This window comes from Klebsiella sp. BIGb0407, from assembly GCF_024807845.1.
GTDB lineage: Bacteria > Pseudomonadota > Gammaproteobacteria > Enterobacterales > Enterobacteriaceae > JGM124.
In genome coordinates this window covers 22,482-38,459 of record NZ_JANUEQ010000016.1, presented here as the reverse complement: position 1 = coordinate 38,459, position 15,978 = coordinate 22,482, and the positions used below count along the sequence as shown (strand labels likewise).

General features: G+C 47.5%; 13 protein-coding genes. 9 read left to right on the top strand and 4 right to left on the bottom strand.

What is annotated here, in order from left to right; genetic code table 11:
- Positions 1-167 precede the first annotated feature (167 nt).
- The 4 genes from M2387_RS25345 to map all read right to left on the bottom strand — a co-directional run bounded on the left by M2387_RS25345 (position 168) and on the right by map (position 5,340).
- On the bottom strand, positions 168-557 hold the full coding sequence (locus tag M2387_RS25345) for a DUF3461 family protein (RefSeq protein ID WP_259053609.1): 390 nt from the start codon (positions 555-557) through the stop codon (positions 168-170).
- Positions 558-759: 202 nt separating this feature from the next.
- Positions 760-1,584 carry a 2,3,4,5-tetrahydropyridine-2,6-dicarboxylate N-succinyltransferase gene (gene dapD / locus M2387_RS25340; protein ID WP_259053606.1) on the bottom strand — a complete coding sequence of 275 codons (825 nt, stop codon included), beginning with the start codon at positions 1,582-1,584 and terminating at the stop codon, positions 760-762.
- A 90-nt stretch (positions 1,585-1,674) separates the two neighbouring features.
- On the bottom strand, positions 1,675-4,347 hold the full coding sequence (gene glnD / locus M2387_RS25335) for a bifunctional uridylyltransferase/uridylyl-removing protein GlnD (protein WP_259053604.1): 2,673 nt from the start codon (positions 4,345-4,347) through the stop codon (positions 1,675-1,677).
- 198 nt (positions 4,348-4,545) lie between these two features.
- Positions 4,546-5,340: a type I methionyl aminopeptidase gene (gene map / locus M2387_RS25330; RefSeq protein ID WP_259053602.1), complete on the bottom strand. Its 795-nt coding sequence runs from the start codon at positions 5,338-5,340 to the stop codon at positions 4,546-4,548.
- Positions 5,341-5,687: 347 nt separating this feature from the next.
- On the opposite strand from map, the gene rpsB reads away from it, so the two are divergent.
- From rpsB to bamA, 9 genes are all read left to right on the top strand, one after another.
- Positions 5,688-6,413 (top strand): 30S ribosomal protein S2, encoded by a 726-nt coding sequence (gene rpsB / locus M2387_RS25325; protein WP_259053600.1) that lies wholly within the window; start codon positions 5,688-5,690, stop codon positions 6,411-6,413.
- Between the two features lie 133 nt (positions 6,414-6,546).
- On the top strand, positions 6,547-7,398 hold the full coding sequence (gene tsf, locus M2387_RS25320; RefSeq protein WP_259053598.1) for a translation elongation factor Ts: 852 nt from the start codon (positions 6,547-6,549) through the stop codon (positions 7,396-7,398).
- 130 nt (positions 7,399-7,528) lie between these two features.
- Positions 7,529-8,254, top strand: a complete 726-nt coding sequence (gene pyrH / locus M2387_RS25315; RefSeq protein ID WP_259053596.1) for a UMP kinase — start codon at positions 7,529-7,531, stop codon at positions 8,252-8,254.
- Positions 8,255-8,387: 133 nt separating this feature from the next.
- Positions 8,388-8,945, top strand: a complete 558-nt coding sequence (gene frr, locus M2387_RS25310; RefSeq protein WP_259053594.1) for a ribosome recycling factor — start codon at positions 8,388-8,390, stop codon at positions 8,943-8,945.
- A gap of 155 nt (positions 8,946-9,100) precedes the next feature.
- A complete protein-coding gene (gene ispC / locus M2387_RS25305; RefSeq protein WP_259053592.1) occupies positions 9,101-10,300 on the top strand; it encodes a 1-deoxy-D-xylulose-5-phosphate reductoisomerase in 1,200 nt (399 codons plus the stop codon).
- Positions 10,301-10,485: 185 nt separating this feature from the next.
- On the top strand, positions 10,486-11,238 hold the full coding sequence (ispU, locus tag M2387_RS25300; RefSeq protein WP_259053590.1) for a (2E,6E)-farnesyl-diphosphate-specific ditrans,polycis-undecaprenyl-diphosphate synthase: 753 nt from the start codon (positions 10,486-10,488) through the stop codon (positions 11,236-11,238).
- An 18-nt stretch (positions 11,239-11,256) separates the two neighbouring features.
- Positions 11,257-12,114, top strand: coding sequence for a phosphatidate cytidylyltransferase (gene cdsA / locus M2387_RS25295; RefSeq protein ID WP_259053588.1), 858 nt, complete (start codon positions 11,257-11,259; stop codon positions 12,112-12,114).
- Positions 12,115-12,125: 11 nt separating this feature from the next.
- Complete coding sequence (rseP, locus tag M2387_RS25290; RefSeq protein WP_259053586.1) at positions 12,126-13,478, top strand: sigma E protease regulator RseP; 1,353 nt, start codon at positions 12,126-12,128, stop codon at positions 13,476-13,478.
- 32 nt (positions 13,479-13,510) lie between these two features.
- A complete protein-coding gene (bamA, locus tag M2387_RS25285) occupies positions 13,511-15,916 on the top strand; it encodes an outer membrane protein assembly factor BamA (RefSeq protein WP_259053584.1) in 2,406 nt (801 codons plus the stop codon).
- The last annotated feature ends 62 nt before the right edge of the window (positions 15,917-15,978 follow it).

The window sequence follows — 15,978 nt, the reverse complement described above, 5'->3', positions numbered from 1 at the left end:
GGTGAACTCATTGAATTATTGGAATAATCAGTGGATCACAAAACTCTATGCCTGTCTTATTTTAACCGCTCATTTTACTGGGGATTCCTCAGCGCATTAGCGGCCTTTTTTATAACTGTTCCCTTATCGGGAACAGGCTTCACTGCTGAATATTCAGATAAGCTAACCTATTTATTACGGGTCAGTTTTTCCAGATCCGATTCGATTTCAGCAATTTTATTCGCGACGACGGATTCGAGATGGCGCAGATCGTCGAGGATCTTGTGTTTCAGATCCACTTCAATGCGATCCCGCAGGCAAATCCTGTCGAGTTCATCGATAACATAACGCAGGTTAGGGCTGATTTCCTGAACTTCTCTGAAACCCTGACCGACGCCATCGGCGGCTACCGTTTTGCGCTGACGTGGGTACTTAAACTTCACGCTCTTGGCAAAAAACTCGCCTTTATCTTTATGAAAATAGATCTTCAGAATATCGTTGTTGGCTTCCTGGCGCAGACTGTAACGATCGATCTCATCAGGATTAGTGATACCCAGACTTTTTAAATTATCGTACATAAGCGGAACTCCTTTAAAATGAACCCGTTATTCTTGACGCTAAGCAGTTTACTTTCCCAAAAAGCTTACGGATATCAGCTTATCAGAACCTGTTCCCGGCCACCGCGTGAATTATTCAGGATAGATCATTAACAGAACAGTATTATTCCGCCAGTCTCTTAGACAAAAAAAGCGGGTTTCCCCGCTTTTTTGAGTAAAAAACTTAGTCAATAGTGCGCAATAATTCGTTTATACCCACTTTACCACGGGTTTTTGCATCGACTTTCTTCACGATCACAGCACAATACAGGCTATAAGAACCGTCTTTAGATGGCAGGTTACCAGAAACAACAACCGAACCTGCTGGTACGCGACCGTAGTGAACTTCACCGGTTTCGCGGTCATAAATACGGGTGCTTTGTCCGATGTAAACGCCCATTGAGATAACAGAGCCTTCTTCGACAATCACGCCTTCAACCACTTCAGAACGTGCGCCGATAAAGCAATTATCTTCAATGATAGTAGGGTTAGCTTGCAGTGGCTCCAGTACACCACCGATACCAACACCACCGGACAGGTGAACGTTTTTACCAATCTGAGCACAAGAACCTACGGTCGCCCAGGTATCAACCATGGTGCCTTCGTCAACATAAGCACCGATATTGACATAAGATGGCATCAGTACGGTATTGCGAGCGATAAATGCACCCTGACGCACTGCGGCTGGTGGAACCACGCGGAAGCCTTCTTTTACGAAGCGAGCTTCATCGTAGTTGGCAAATTTCATTGGAACTTTGTCGAAATAGCGGCTTTCCGCGCCTTCAATAACTTTATTATCATTAATACGGAAAGAAAGCAGAACGGCTTTTTTTAACCACTGGTGGGTGACCCACTGGCCTTCTACTTTTTCTGCTACGCGCAATGCACCGCTATCGAGCAGAGCAATAACCTGATTTACCGCTTCACGGGTAACGGTGTCTACGTTTGCCGGAGTAATCTCGGCGCGGCGCTCGAAAGCGGATTCAATGACGTTCTGTAACTGCTGCATTATCAAGTTTCCTGATTGACGTTACGCTTTATTCTTCAGGTTAAAAAGTAACCTGCAACCTGAAGGATTAAAGGTAAAAATAAAAGACTGTTATTTATCGTTTGGATTAAGGGCTGCTGTCAACCGTTGACGCACTTCCTGTTGCAACACATTATTAAGTGCACGCCCGTCTGCCGTCGCAATTATAAATAAATCTTCTACTCGTTCACCAATTGTTGTAATTCTGGCCCCATGAAGCGAAATTTCCAGATCGGCGAACACTTTTCCGATTCTTGCCAGCAGGCTTGGCTGGTCGAGTGCGATCAGCTCTAAAAACGTCCGTTTTTCGGTATGGGTCGGTAAAAAGTTCACTTTAGTATCGACCGTAAAATGACGGAGTTTGGCTGACTGACGACGGAGCAATGGCGGTTTCCAGGAAGCCTCGGTAATGGCTTCTTCCAGGTTCTGTCTTATCAAGTCATGCCTGTCACTGGAGAGCGGGGTTCCGTCTGGTTCCAGAACAATAAAGGTATCCATCGCCATACCGTCGCGGGTGGTAAAAATTTGCGCGTCGTGGACACTAAGATTACGGCGGTCAAGCTCAGCGCATACGGCAGCAAACAGGTAAGGCCTGTCAGGGCTCCAGATAAAAATCTCCGTACCGCCACGTGTTGCCTGGGGACTAAGCAAAATCAGTGGCTTGTTCAAATCGTGATTTAACAGATGACGCGCATGCCAGGCAATTTGATGTGGGGTATGGCGTAGGAAATAGTTTGCCCGACAACGAGACCAAATACTGTGCAAGGCAGGTTCATCGATATTGTCCATCCGCAGTAAGGCCAGCGCCTGGAGCTGATGATGGCGTACCCTGTCACGGGTATCAGGGCTGCTTTGCATTCCCCGGCGGAGCTGTTTTTCGGTAGCGAAGTAGAGTTCACCTAACAGGCTTTGCTTCCAGCTATTCCACAGGGTTTCATTGGTGGCACAGATATCGGCGATAGTCAGACACAGCAAATAACGTAGCCGGGGCTCTGTTTTCACTTCTTCAGCAAACTGCATAATCACTTCAGGATCCTGAATATCACGGCGCTGGGCAGTGACTGACATCAGCAGATGCTGACGCACCAGCCAGGCAACCAGTTGTGTTTCTCTGGAGTTAAGGCCATGGAGTTCCGCGAAACTCAGCACATCCTGAGCGCCCAGCACCGAGTGATCTCCCCCGCGACCTTTAGCGATATCGTGAAACAGAGCGGCCATCAGGATCAATTCTGGCTGTGCCAGTCGAGGCCAGATTTCAATACAGAGCGGATGCTGAGGGCGGGTGCTTTCATCGCCAAAGCTTTCGAGTTTAAGCATGACCCGAATAGTGTGTTCGTCGACGGTATAGGCATGAAACAGGTCAAACTGCATTTGCCCGACAATATGAGACCACTGGGGCATATAGGCCCAGAGCACGCTGTGGCGATGCATTGGCAGCAATGCCCGACTCACACCACCGGAATGGCGCAGAATGGCTAAGAATAGCTTACGCGCTTCAGGAATATAGCACAGCGGTTGTTTCAGATGACGACGGGCATGCCGCAGATGGCGTAAGGTGGTGGAATAGATACCGGTAATATCACTATTACGTACCATCAAATAAAACATCCGCAAAATGGCTTCAGGTTCACGGATAAACAGTGTCTCATCCTGTAAGTCAATTAACGAACCGCGTAGCTGAAAATCGTTATCTAACGGGCGCGGTTTTTCACTGGTATCCAGCGCCAGAATTGCTTCATCGAACAGCTGTAACAGCATTTGATTAAGTTCACTCACCCGCCTTGTGACGCGGTAGAAGTCCTTCATCATATGCTCAATAGGCGTGTTTCCTTCACCGTAATAGCCCAGCCGTCTGGCAACATTGAGCTGCCGGTCAAACAGCAGGCGGTTATCGTAACGTGTGACTTCCAGATGCAGAGCGAAACGAATACGCCAGAGCAGATGTTTACACTCATCTAACTCATTGCGCTCTGCGTCAGTGATAAAGCCAAAATCGACCATTTCACTCATTGAGGTGGCGCCGAAATGGCGACGCGCTACCCACAGCAGGGTGTGAATATCGCGTAATCCTCCGGGGCTGCTTTTCAGGTCAGGCTCCAGATTATAGCTGGTGCCGTGATAGCGTTTATGGCGCTCGGTTTGTTCGTTAATTTTGGCATCAAAAAACAGTGCTGAGGGCCAGAATCCTTCACTGAAAATATGTTTCTGTAACTCCAGGAACAACGCCACATCACCCATTACCAGTCGTGACTCAATAAGGTTGGTCGCGACGGTTAAGTCTGATAACCCCTCCAGGAGGCACTCTTCCAACGTTCGTACGCTTTGGCCCACTTCGAGTTTAACATCCCATAGCAGGGTCAGTAATTCGCCAATTTTTTGTGAGTGTATGGGAGAGAGAGGGTGACGGCTTAATACCAGCAAGTCGATATCTGACAGGGGGTGTAATTCACCGCGGCCATAACCGCCAACAGCCACCAGTGCCGCGTGAGGGACATCGGCAAAACCATATGAAATCCATAATCGTTGCAGCAACTGATCGATAAACTCGGTACGCGCACTGACCAGCTGTTCGGCTACGATGCCGCTGTCAAATGCTTCACCCAGCCAGTGCTGGAATGCTTCCAAGTGTAACTTTATCCGGGCACAGTTAAGCTCTTCTTCAGGCCAGCTATTAGGATAGTCAGGCTGACCGATAATTTCAGGTTCGGTGGTATTAGTAAACTGCTCGGGTAAAGTTAAACTCATGGTCCGTCACCCTAAATTCAGAAAATTTCACTGAGTTGATTGTCGCTCTTTAACAACAAGACCGACAAATCATTTTTTCTTATTCCTCGACTTACAAAAAGGGATGTTGCGACAGGCAATCGCCAGGTGAGGGCGCTTTCAACAGATAAAAAAAGCCGGCATTACGCCGGCCTTAGGGAAAAATTAAGACTTTACGCATTATGCGCTATGCGAGATAACCTGAGGAATGGTGTCATCACTGCGCAAGGTCAGGATTTCACAGCCATCTTCGGTAACGACAATAGTATGCTCATATTGTGCTGACAGGCTGCGGTCTTTTGTTTTTACGGTCCAGCCATCCTTCATGGTACGAATACGGAAATCTCCCGCATTAACCATTGGTTCGATGGTGAAGGTCATACCTGGCTGTAATACTACGCCGCCATCATCCGCGTCGTAATGCAACACTTGAGGCTCTTCGTGGAATCCGCGGCCAATACCATGACCACAATATTCACGCACCACAGAAAAACCTTCTGCTTCAGCAAATTTCTGAATCGCGGCGCCGAGCGTGCGTAAACGGATACCTGGCTTAACCATACGCAGCGCCAGATACAGACTTTCCTGGGTTACACGACACAGACGCTCACCGAGAATCGTCGGTTTGCCGACAATAAACATTTTTGACGTATCGCCGTGGTATTCGTCTTTGATAACGGTGACATCAATATTGACGATATCGCCATCTTTCAATTTTTTTTCGTCATCAGGAATACCGTGACAAACCACTTCATTTAAAGAGATGCAGACTGATTTTGGAAAACCGTGATAGCCAAGGCAGGCTGAAACCGCTTGCTGATGGTTGACGATATAGTCATTGCAAAGACGGTCAAGTTCACCCGTGCTGACGCCAGGTTTTACATGAGGTGCGATCATTTCAAGCACATCAGCAGCCAAACGGCCGGCAACACGCATTTTTTCGATTTCTTCAGGAGTTTTAATTGAGATAGCCATATCGGGTCCACAGTGGTCGAATATTTCGACAATCATTAAAAGTCTGTTCCATTTGATGGCGCAGGCTCTAAGATGGTAATCAATAGCGTAATGGTATCAGCGGGGCTGCATCCTGCCAAATCGAGAATCATTGAATGCTTAATACGCCAACAACTATTGGAGTCTGGCTGCTATTTATGGTATAAAGCGCGCCGGACTTGTCTTCATATTTTTGAAGGGCAAGCCAATACGCTCATATGTGTAAATAACACACACGTATCGACACATATTCCGGGGTGCCCTTTGGGGTCGGTAATATGGGATACGTGGAGGCATAACCCCATACATTTATATTAGAGGTTTTAAACATGGCTACTGTTTCCATGCGCGACATGCTCAAGGCTGGTGTTCACTTTGGTCACCAGACCCGTTACTGGAACCCGAAAATGAAGCCTTTCATCTTCGGCGCGCGTAACAAAGTTCACATCATCAACCTTGAGAAAACTGTACCGATGTTCAACGAAGCTCTGGCTGAGTTGCACAAGATCGCTTCTCGTAAAGGCAAAATCCTTTTCGTTGGTACTAAGCGCGCGGCAAGCGAAGCGGTGAAAGATTCTGCTAACAGCTGCGACCAGTTCTTTGTGAACCATCGCTGGTTGGGCGGTATGTTGACTAACTGGAAAACCGTTCGTCAGTCAATCAAACGTCTGAAAGATCTGGAAATCCAGTCTCAAGACGGTACTTTCGAAAAGCTGACTAAAAAAGAAGCGCTGATGCGTACTCGTGAGCTGGCGAAACTGGAAAACAGCCTGGGTGGTATCAAGGACATGGGCGGTCTGCCAGACGCACTGTTCGTTGTCGACGCTGATCATGAGCACATCGCTATCAAAGAAGCAAATAACCTGGGTATCCCAGTATTTGCTATCGTTGATACCAACTCTGATCCAGACGGTGTTGACTACGTCATTCCAGGTAACGACGATGCTATTCGTGCTGTTACTCTGTATCTGGGCGCTGTAGCTGCTACCGTTCGCGAAGGCCGTTCTCAGGACCTGGTTGCCCAGGCTGAAGAAAGCTTCGTAGAAGCGGAATAATAAGGCCAGCTCGTCAGAGCCCTTATTTAACCAGGTAGTATCTAGTTTGGTTAGGGGCCTTTATATGGCCCCTTTTTCACTTTTAAATTTGTCTGTTTTATGACAGGCAAGTGACATCTCCGAGGATTTTAGAATGGCTGAAATTACCGCATCCCTGGTAAAAGAGCTGCGTGAGCGTACTGGCGCTGGCATGATGGATTGCAAAAAATCGCTGACCGAAGCTAACGGCGACATCGAGCTGGCAATCGAGAACATGCGTAAATCTGGTGCTATCAAAGCCGCTAAAAAAGCAGGCAACGTTGCTGCTGACGGCGTTATCATCACCAAAATTGATGGTAACTATGGTCTGATTCTGGAAGTAAACTGCCAGACTGACTTCGTTGCTAAAGACAGCGGTTTCCAGGCTTTTGCTAATAAAGTTCTGGATGCAGCGCTTGCTGGCAAAATCACCAACGTAGATGCATTGAAAGAGCAGTTTGAAGAAGAGCGTGTTGCTCTGGTGGCTAAAATTGGTGAAAACATCAATATTCGCCGCATCTCTTCCCTGGAAGGCGATGTTCTGGGTAGCTACCTGCACGGTGCACGTATCGGTGTTCTGATTGCAGCTACCGGTGCTGATGAAGAGCTGATCAAACAGCTGGCAATGCATGTTGCTGCAAGCAAGCCTGAATTCGTTAAACCAGAAGACGTGTCTGCTGAAGTGGTAGAGAAAGAATACCAGGTTCAACTGGACATCGCTATGCAGTCTGGTAAGCCGAAAGAAATCGCAGAGAAAATGGTTGAAGGCCGCATGAAGAAATTCACCGGTGAAGTTTCTCTGACTGGTCAGCCTTTCGTTATGGACCCAAGCAAAACTGTGGGCCAGTTGCTGAAAGAGCGCAATGCTGATGTGACTAACTTCATCCGTTTCGAAGTGGGTGAAGGTATCGAGAAAGTTGAGACTGACTTTGCAGCAGAAGTTGCTGCGATGTCCAAGCAGTCTTAAGGTTTAAAAAGAACCGCCAGCTGGCGGTTCCTTTTTATCCAAGTTTTAAATTCAGTCATGCCTCATAAGGTGTGACTGAAATTGTCTGAATTAACCATCCCCGTTCGTTTACTGTTCTCAGGAAAGAAACATGGCTACCAATGCAAAACCCGTCTATAAACGCATTCTACTCAAACTGAGTGGTGAAGCTCTGCAAGGTTCAGAAGGCTTCGGGATCGATGCAAGTATTCTTGATCGTATGGCGCAAGAGATTAAAGAGCTGGTAGAGTTGGGTATCCAGGTCGGGGTAGTGATCGGTGGTGGTAATTTATTCCGCGGTGCAGGTCTGGCAAAAGCCGGCATGAATCGCGTAGTGGGCGACCACATGGGAATGCTGGCCACTGTAATGAATGGTCTGGCTATGCGCGACTCGTTACACCGCGCCTATGTGAACGCCCGCCTGATGTCCGCTATTCCTTTGAATGGCGTGTGTGATAACTACAGCTGGGCAGAAGCCATCAGTTTGCTGCGTAACAATCGCGTAGTTATCCTTGCAGCGGGTACCGGTAACCCGTTCTTTACCACTGACTCAGCAGCCTGCCTGCGCGGCATTGAAATCGAAGCCGATGTGGTGCTGAAAGCGACCAAAGTTGATGGCGTGTTTACTGCCGATCCGGTAAAAGATCCGACTGCTACCTTGTATGAACAATTGACGTATAATGAAGTTCTTGATAAAGAATTAAAAGTCATGGATTTAGCAGCCTTTACGCTGGCTCGTGACCATAAGTTGCCTATCCGTGTGTTCAATATGAACAAACCGGGAGCGTTGCGTCGCGTGGTTATGGGCGAAAATGAAGGCACTTTAATTACTGAATAAAGTTTGTTGAAGCAGGCTCTGAGGAGCATTTTGCTTTAACATCACCATGGAATAACGGGGCCATACTTATTCGCCCGTCGAAGACGGCTCATAAGCATGGTCTGCCTTAAACAAGTTTTCAAGGATTCATAACGTGATAAGCGATATCAGAAAAGATGCTGAAGTACGTATGGAAAAATGCGTCGAAGCGTTTAAAAACCAAATCAGTAAAATCCGTACTGGCCGTGCTTCTCCAAGCCTGTTAGACGGCATTGTTGTGCCATATTACGGCACACCAACGCCACTGCGTCAGCTGGCAAGTGTCACCGTAGAAGACTCCCGTACCCTCAAAATTAACGTATTTGATCGTTCTTTGAGCGCCGCGGTTGAGAAAGCGATTATGGCATCCGATCTTGGTCTGAATCCAAGTTCAGCAGGAAGCGATATTCGTGTGCCATTACCAGCACTGACCGAAGAGCGCCGTAAAGAGCTCATCAAAATCGTTCGTGGTGAAGCCGAAGGTGCTCGTGTTGCCGTACGTAACGTGCGTCGCGATGCGAATGATAAAGTTAAAGCATTACTGAAAGATAAAGAGATCAGTGAAGATGACGATCGTCGTTCTCAGGATGACGTGCAAAAACTGACTGATATCGCTATCAAGAAAGTCGATGCCGCGTTAGCTGATAAAGAAACTGAGCTGATGCAGTTCTAATCTGTAACGCTATATAACGCCGTTCGACCGCTCTGAATTCATTATCAGGGTAGTCGAGCGGCGTTTTGTTTTATGAAAGACATAGACAATTAGCCAATGTCGCCGCAAACTTATGCCCCATAAATAATAGTGTGTTTACAATTCCGGGTATTCTCATGAAGCAGATTACTATTCTTGGCTCTACTGGCTCAGTAGGTGTCAGCACCCTGAATGTCATCCAGAATAATTCTGATAAGTTTGCTGTTTTTGCGCTAGTGGCCGGGCAAAACGTAGCGAAAATGGTCGAGCAGTGCCTTGAGTTTTCGCCACGTTTCGCGGTGATGGCCTATGAACCTAGTGCCAGTGAAGTACGTCGTCTGTTAGCTGAACAGGGGAGCAAAACCGAAGTTCTGGCGGGTGAACAGGCAGCCTGTGATGTTGCCGCCATGGATGAGGTTGACCAGGTAATGGCGGCTATTGTTGGTGCTGCCGGGCTACTACCCACACTTGCAGCGATAGATGCCGGCAAAGACGTTTTACTGGCGAATAAAGAGTCGCTGGTGACCTGTGGGCGGTTATTTATGGATGCGGTAGCACGCAGTAAAACCCGCCTGTTACCCATTGATAGTGAACATAACGCCATTTTTCAGAGTTTGCCTGAAACGATACAAAATCAGCTGGGCGCAGCCGATCTGCATGAGCATGGCGTATCCTCGATTATTCTTACCGGTTCCGGTGGCCCTTTTCGCGAAACCGCGATCGATACATTGTCAGCAATGACGCCAGAACAAGCCTGTCATCATCCTAACTGGTCAATGGGACGTAAAATCTCAGTAGATTCAGCCACTATGATGAACAAGGGGCTGGAATATATTGAGGCGCGCTGGTTATTTAATGCCTCAGCTGCACAAATGGAAGTCCTGATTCATCCTCAGTCGGTTATTCATTCCATGGTACGTTATCTGGATGGCAGTGTAATCGCGCAATTAGGCGAGCCTGATATGCGAACACCTATTGCCCATGCGATGGCGTTTCCACATCGTATTATCTCTGGCGTTCCACCGCTGGACTTCTGTAAAGCAGGGGCTTTGACGTTCTGTGAGCCCGATTACCAGCGTTATCCTTGTCTGAAACTGGCCATGGATGCGTTTGAGGTAGGGCAGGCTGCGACAACAGCGCTGAATGCTGCCAATGAGGTTTCAGTTGCAGCATTCCTGGAGAATCGTCTTAAATTTACAGATATTGCTGCAGTGAACAGCGAAGTGTTGTCTGATATTAATCTGTCAGAACCAGAGAGTATCGAGGAAGTTCTGGCTATTGATGCCGTGGCACGCGAGGTCGCTAAAAAACAGGTGATCCGTTTCTCATGTCGATGATAATTATTGATTGCTCATTGTCGCCATTTGTTCAGTTTGTGCTTCGATGATATAGTCTGCGTCACTTAATTGTCGGATGTGGCTGACAGTTAAGCGTAAAGCCGTGTCACAACACGGCTTTTTTGTATGGCTGGCTCTGGTGTTTTGACTATCGCTTCGTCCTTTTCAGGGAATTAATACGCGTTATGTTGTCTTCCAACGAACAATTAAGCGAATCCTTAGCGACGCACGGTGCCCGGCATGTTGCCATCATTATGGATGGCAATGGGCGCTGGGCAAAGTTGCAAGGGAAAATGAGGGTATTTGGTCATAAAGCAGGAGCAAAATCTGTTCGTCGTGCGGTGAGTTATGCGGCGAACAACGGTATCGATGCGCTCACGCTTTATGCCTTTAGCAGTGAAAACTGGAATCGCCCGGCACAAGAAGTTTCCGCATTGATGGAGCTTTTTGTCTGGGCTTTAGATAGTGAAGTAAAAAGCTTACATCGTCATAATGTACGTTTACGCATTATCGGTGATACCAGCCGATTTAATAGTCGTTTACAAGACCGGATCAAAAAAGCGGAAGCGCTGACTCATGAAAATACCGGTCTGACACTGAATATTGCTGCAAACTACGGTGGTCGCTGGGATATCATTCAGGGTGTTAAGTATCTTGCCTCACAGGTGCAAGAGGGGAAATTACGTCCGGACCAGATTGATGAGCAATTGCTGGGCAATCATATTTGCATGAATGAACAGCCTGCCGTTGATTTAGTAATTAGGACAGGAGGGGAGCATCGAATCAGTAATTTTCTTATCTGGCAGATTGCCTATGCGGAACTTTATTTTACCGATGTTCTTTGGCCTGATTTCGATGAACAAGACTTTGAAGGTGCGTTAAATGCTTTTGCAAATCGAGAGCGTCGTTTTGGTGGCGCCATGCCGGATAGTGAATAAACCAGCCGGGGGTCACTTTTGCTGAAATATCGTCTGATTTCTGCATTTATCATGATCCCTGCCGTGATAGCGGCACTCTTTTTGCTGCCACCAATGGGATTTGCGATAGCGACACTCATTATTTGCGTGCTGGCAGCCTGGGAGTGGGGGCAACTGGCAGGTTTTGTGACCCATTTTCAACGTATCGGACTGGCGATACTGTGTGGACTTCTGTTGGCCGTAATGTTGCTGGTATCATCAATGAGTCCTGTAGCCCCTAATTTACCCGTGATAGAATTTTCACTCTGGGCATCGTTAGGCTGGTGGATTATAGCGTTACTACTGGTATTATCTTATCCGGTATCAGCTACGTTCTGGCGGCATTCAAAGGTATTGCGCCTGGTGTTTGGCCTGTTAACCATTGTGCCGTTTTTCTGGGGCATGGTGGTACTGCGCAGCTGGCACTATGAAACGGATCAATATGCGGGTGCTATCTGGCTGCTGTATGTGATGTGCCTGGTATGGGCTGCCGATTCTGGTGCCTATATGTTTGGCAAGATGTTCGGTAAACATAAACTTGCGCCTAAAGTTTCTCCTGGCAAAACCTGGGAAGGTGTTGTCGGTGGATTAGTCACATCAGCCATTATCTCCCTGCTGTTTAGTCGCTGGGCCGATTTTGACGTGACGCCGACTATTTTACTCATTTGCTCTGTGGTGGCAGTACTTGCCTCGGTGCTGGGTGACTTAACCGAAAGCATGTTTAAGCGTGAAGCGGGCATCAAAGATAGCAGTCATCTTATACCCGGACATGGTGGTATTCTTGACCGAGTTGACAGCTTAACAGCTGCAATACCGGTTTTTAGCTGCCTGATGTTGCTGGTTTTTAGCACTATCTAATGGAATATTCTATGCTGAGCTTGCTCTGGAATTTGGCTGCATTTGTCATTGCACTGGGTGTTTTGATTACCGTGCATGAGTTTGGCCACTTTTGGGTTGCCCGGCGCTGTGGAGTACGGGTTGAACGCTTTTCTATTGGGTTTGGCAAAGCGTTGTGGCGTCGTACGGATCGTCACGGTACTGAATTTGTCATTGCTCTCATCCCTCTGGGGGGATACGTTAAAATGCTCGATGAGCGCGTTGAAACGGTCTCACCAGAAATGCGCCATTACGCGTTCAATAATAAAACGGTATCACAGCGTGCGGCTATCATTGCCGCAGGGCCGCTTGCCAACTTCATCTTTGCGATTTTTGCCTACTGGCTGGTATTTATTATCGGCGTGCCGAGTTTACGTCCGGTCGTAGGGGAAATTGTCCCAAATTCCATCGTCGCTGAAACACAAATTACATCTGGAATGGAACTTAAAGCGATAGATGGCATCGAAACGCCTGATTGGGATTCAGTGCGCTTAGCACTTTTTTCTAAAATCGGTGATGACAGTTTACGTATTGCTTATGCTCCATTTGGCACAGATCAAACGCGAGAAGCGACTCTTGATTTGAGCCACTGGCAGTTTGAACCTGATAAAGAGGATGCTATCACCTCATTAGGTTTCAGACCTCGGGGAGCACAGGTCAAAACTGTATTGCAAGAAGTACAGCCTCAGTCAGCTGCTGATAAAGCAGGTTTGCAAGCAGGCGACAGGATCGTTAAAGTCAATGGTCAGCCAGTGACTCAGTGGATGGATTTTGTTTATCTGGTTCGTGATAACCCAGGTCAGCCACTGATGGTCGAGGTCGACCGTAAAGGGGAAACCCGTGAGTTAACGCTTACCCCTGATAGCAAGCAGGGTAAAACGAAGTTAGAAGGATTTGCGGGAGTAGTACCAGAAGTCATCCCGCTACCTGAAGAGTACAAAACAGTAAAACAGTACGGACCGTTTGTTGCAGTCGCAGAAGCCACGGATAAAACCTGGCAACTGATGAAGCTCACGGTCAATATGCTGGGAAAATTAATAACCGGTGATGTAAAACTGAATAACCTCAGTGGGCCAATCTCAATTGCTCAAGGGGCAGGGATGTCAGCGGAATACGGTGTGATTTACTATCTCATGTTCTTGGCTCTTATCAGCATTAACTTAGGTATAATCAACCTGTTCCCTCTTCCTGTTCTGGACGGCGGACACCTGCTGTTTTTAGCAATTGAGAAACTAAAAGGCTCACCGGTTTCTGAGCGAGTTCAAGACGTTAGTTATCGCATTGGCTCTGTTTTGCTGGTGTTATTAATGGGGCTTGCACTTTTCAATGATTTCTCTCGTTTATAGAGAGAATAGGTTAGGAATAACGCGTAACAACGATGGCGATGAAAAAGTTGCTCATAGCGTCGCTGCTGTTTAGCAGCGCCACCGTATACGGTGCAGACGGGTTCGTAGTGAAGGACATTCATTTCGAAGGCCTGCAACGAGTTGCCGTTGGTGCGGCCCTCCTTAGCATGCCTGTTCGCGTTGGAGATAACATCTCTGACGAGGATATCAGTAATACAATTCGTTCGTTGTTTGCCACTGGCAACTTCGAAGACGTAAGAGTATTACGCGATGGTGATACACTTCTGGTTCAGGTCAAAGAACGCCCAACTATTGCGAACATCACTTTCTCTGGTAATAAGTCGGTGAAAGATGACATGCTCAAGCAAAACCTTGAAGCTTCAGGGGTGCGTGTGGGTGAGTCTCTGGATCGTACTACGATTGCTGATATCGAAAAGGGACTTGAAGATTTCTACTACAGCGTAGGTAAATACAGTGCTAGCGTGAAAGCGGTAGTCACACCATTGCCAAGAAACCGCGTTGACTTAAAACTGGTATTCCAGGAAGGGGTTTCTGCGAAGATTCAGCAGATTAACATCGTCGGTAATAAAGTCTTTACCACTGAAGAGCTGATCTCTCAGTTCCAGCTGCGTGACGAAGTGCCTTGGTGGAACGTTGTTGCTGATCGTAAATATCAGAAACAAAAACTGGCCGGTGACCTTGAGACTCTGCGTAGTTACTACCTTGACCGTGGTTATGCGCGCTTCAACATTGACTCTACACAGGTCAGCCTGACGCCGGACAAGAAAAATATTTATGTCACTATCAACATTACCGAAGGCGAGAAGTATAAGCTGAACGGCGTTGAAGTGAAGGGCAATCTGGCCGGTCATTCGGCGGAAATCGAAAGCCTGACGGTATTCGAGCCTGATGAGCTGTACAGCGGGGCTAAAGTGACCCGAATGGAAGACGGCATTAAGAAGCTGCTCGGCCGTTATGGTTATGCTTATCCACGAGTACAGACTCAGCCTGAAATCAATGACGCTGATAAAACGGTAAAACTGCATGTCAGTGTTGATGCAGGGAATCGTTTCTACGTTCGTAAAATCCGCTTTGAAGGTAACGATACCAGCAAAGACGTGGTTCTGCGTCGTGAAATGCGTCAGATGGAAGGTGCCTGGCTTGGTAGCGATTTAGTCGATGCCGGTAAAGAACGTCTGAACCGTCTGGGATATTTTGAAACCGTCGATGTTGATACTCAGCGTGTTTCTGGTATTCCTGACCAGGTTGATATCATCTACAAAGTTAAAGAGCGAAATACCGGCAGCTTAAACTTTGGCGTTGGCTATGGTACGGAAAGTGGCGTTAGCTTCCAGGTTGGCGTTCAGCAGGATAACTGGTTAGGTACGGGCTATTCTGTCGGTATCAGCGGTACCAAGAATGACTACCAGACCTATGCGGAATTATCAGTAACCGACCCGTATTTTACTGTCGATGGTGTCAGCCTTGGCGGACGTCTGTTCTATAATGACTTTAAAGCGAATGATGCTGACCTTTCTGACTATACGAATAAAAGTTATGGTCTGGACAGCACGCTCGGTTTCCCTGTCAACGAGTACAACACGTTGCGTCTGGGATTAGGTTATGTTCACAACTCATTGTCTAACATGCAGCCGCAGGTCGCTATGTGGCGTTATCTGGACTCGATGGGTGAAAATCCTTCCCGGGATGTCAAAGCGAATGACTTTACGGCAGATGACTTCACGCTGAACTATGGCTGGACTTATAACAAACTCGACCGCGGCTACTTCCCGACGGAAGGTTCTCGCGTTAACCTGAATGGTAAAGTGACCGTTCCTGGTTCAGAAAATGAGTTTTATAAAGTTACGCTGGATACGGCAAGTTACTTCCCTATCAACCAGGACAGAACCTGGGTGGTACTGGGCAGAACACGCTGGGGCTATGGAGATGGTTTAGGCGGCAAAGAGATGCCGTTCTATGAAAACTTCTATGCCGGTGGTTCCAGTACAGTACGTGGATTCCAGTCCAATAACATCGGTCCTAAAGCCGTTTACTACGGCCCGGATCAGCGTAACTGTTCAACCGGAACTTATTGTTCGTCTGATGATGCTGTCGGCGGTAATGCAATGGGTGTGGCAAGCCTCGAGCTGATTACACCAACGCCATTCCTGAGTGAGCAGTATGCTAACTCTGTACGTACCTCACTGTTTATGGACGCAGGTACAGTATGGGATACTAATTGGGATAATTCGGCTGCCATGCAAGCTGCAGGCGTGCCAAATTACAGCAAACCAGGTGATATTCGTATGTCAGCAGGTATTGCCTTGCAGTGGATGTCGCCGCTGGGACCACTGGTATTCTCCTATGCTAAGCCTGTGAAAACTTATGAAGGTGATAAGTCAGAGCAGTTCCAATTTAACATTGGTAAAACTTGGTAGTTTGTATTGGTGTGACCTGGAATGGGACGTGCAGTAACAGAGTGAACCTGTCAGCCTTCAGG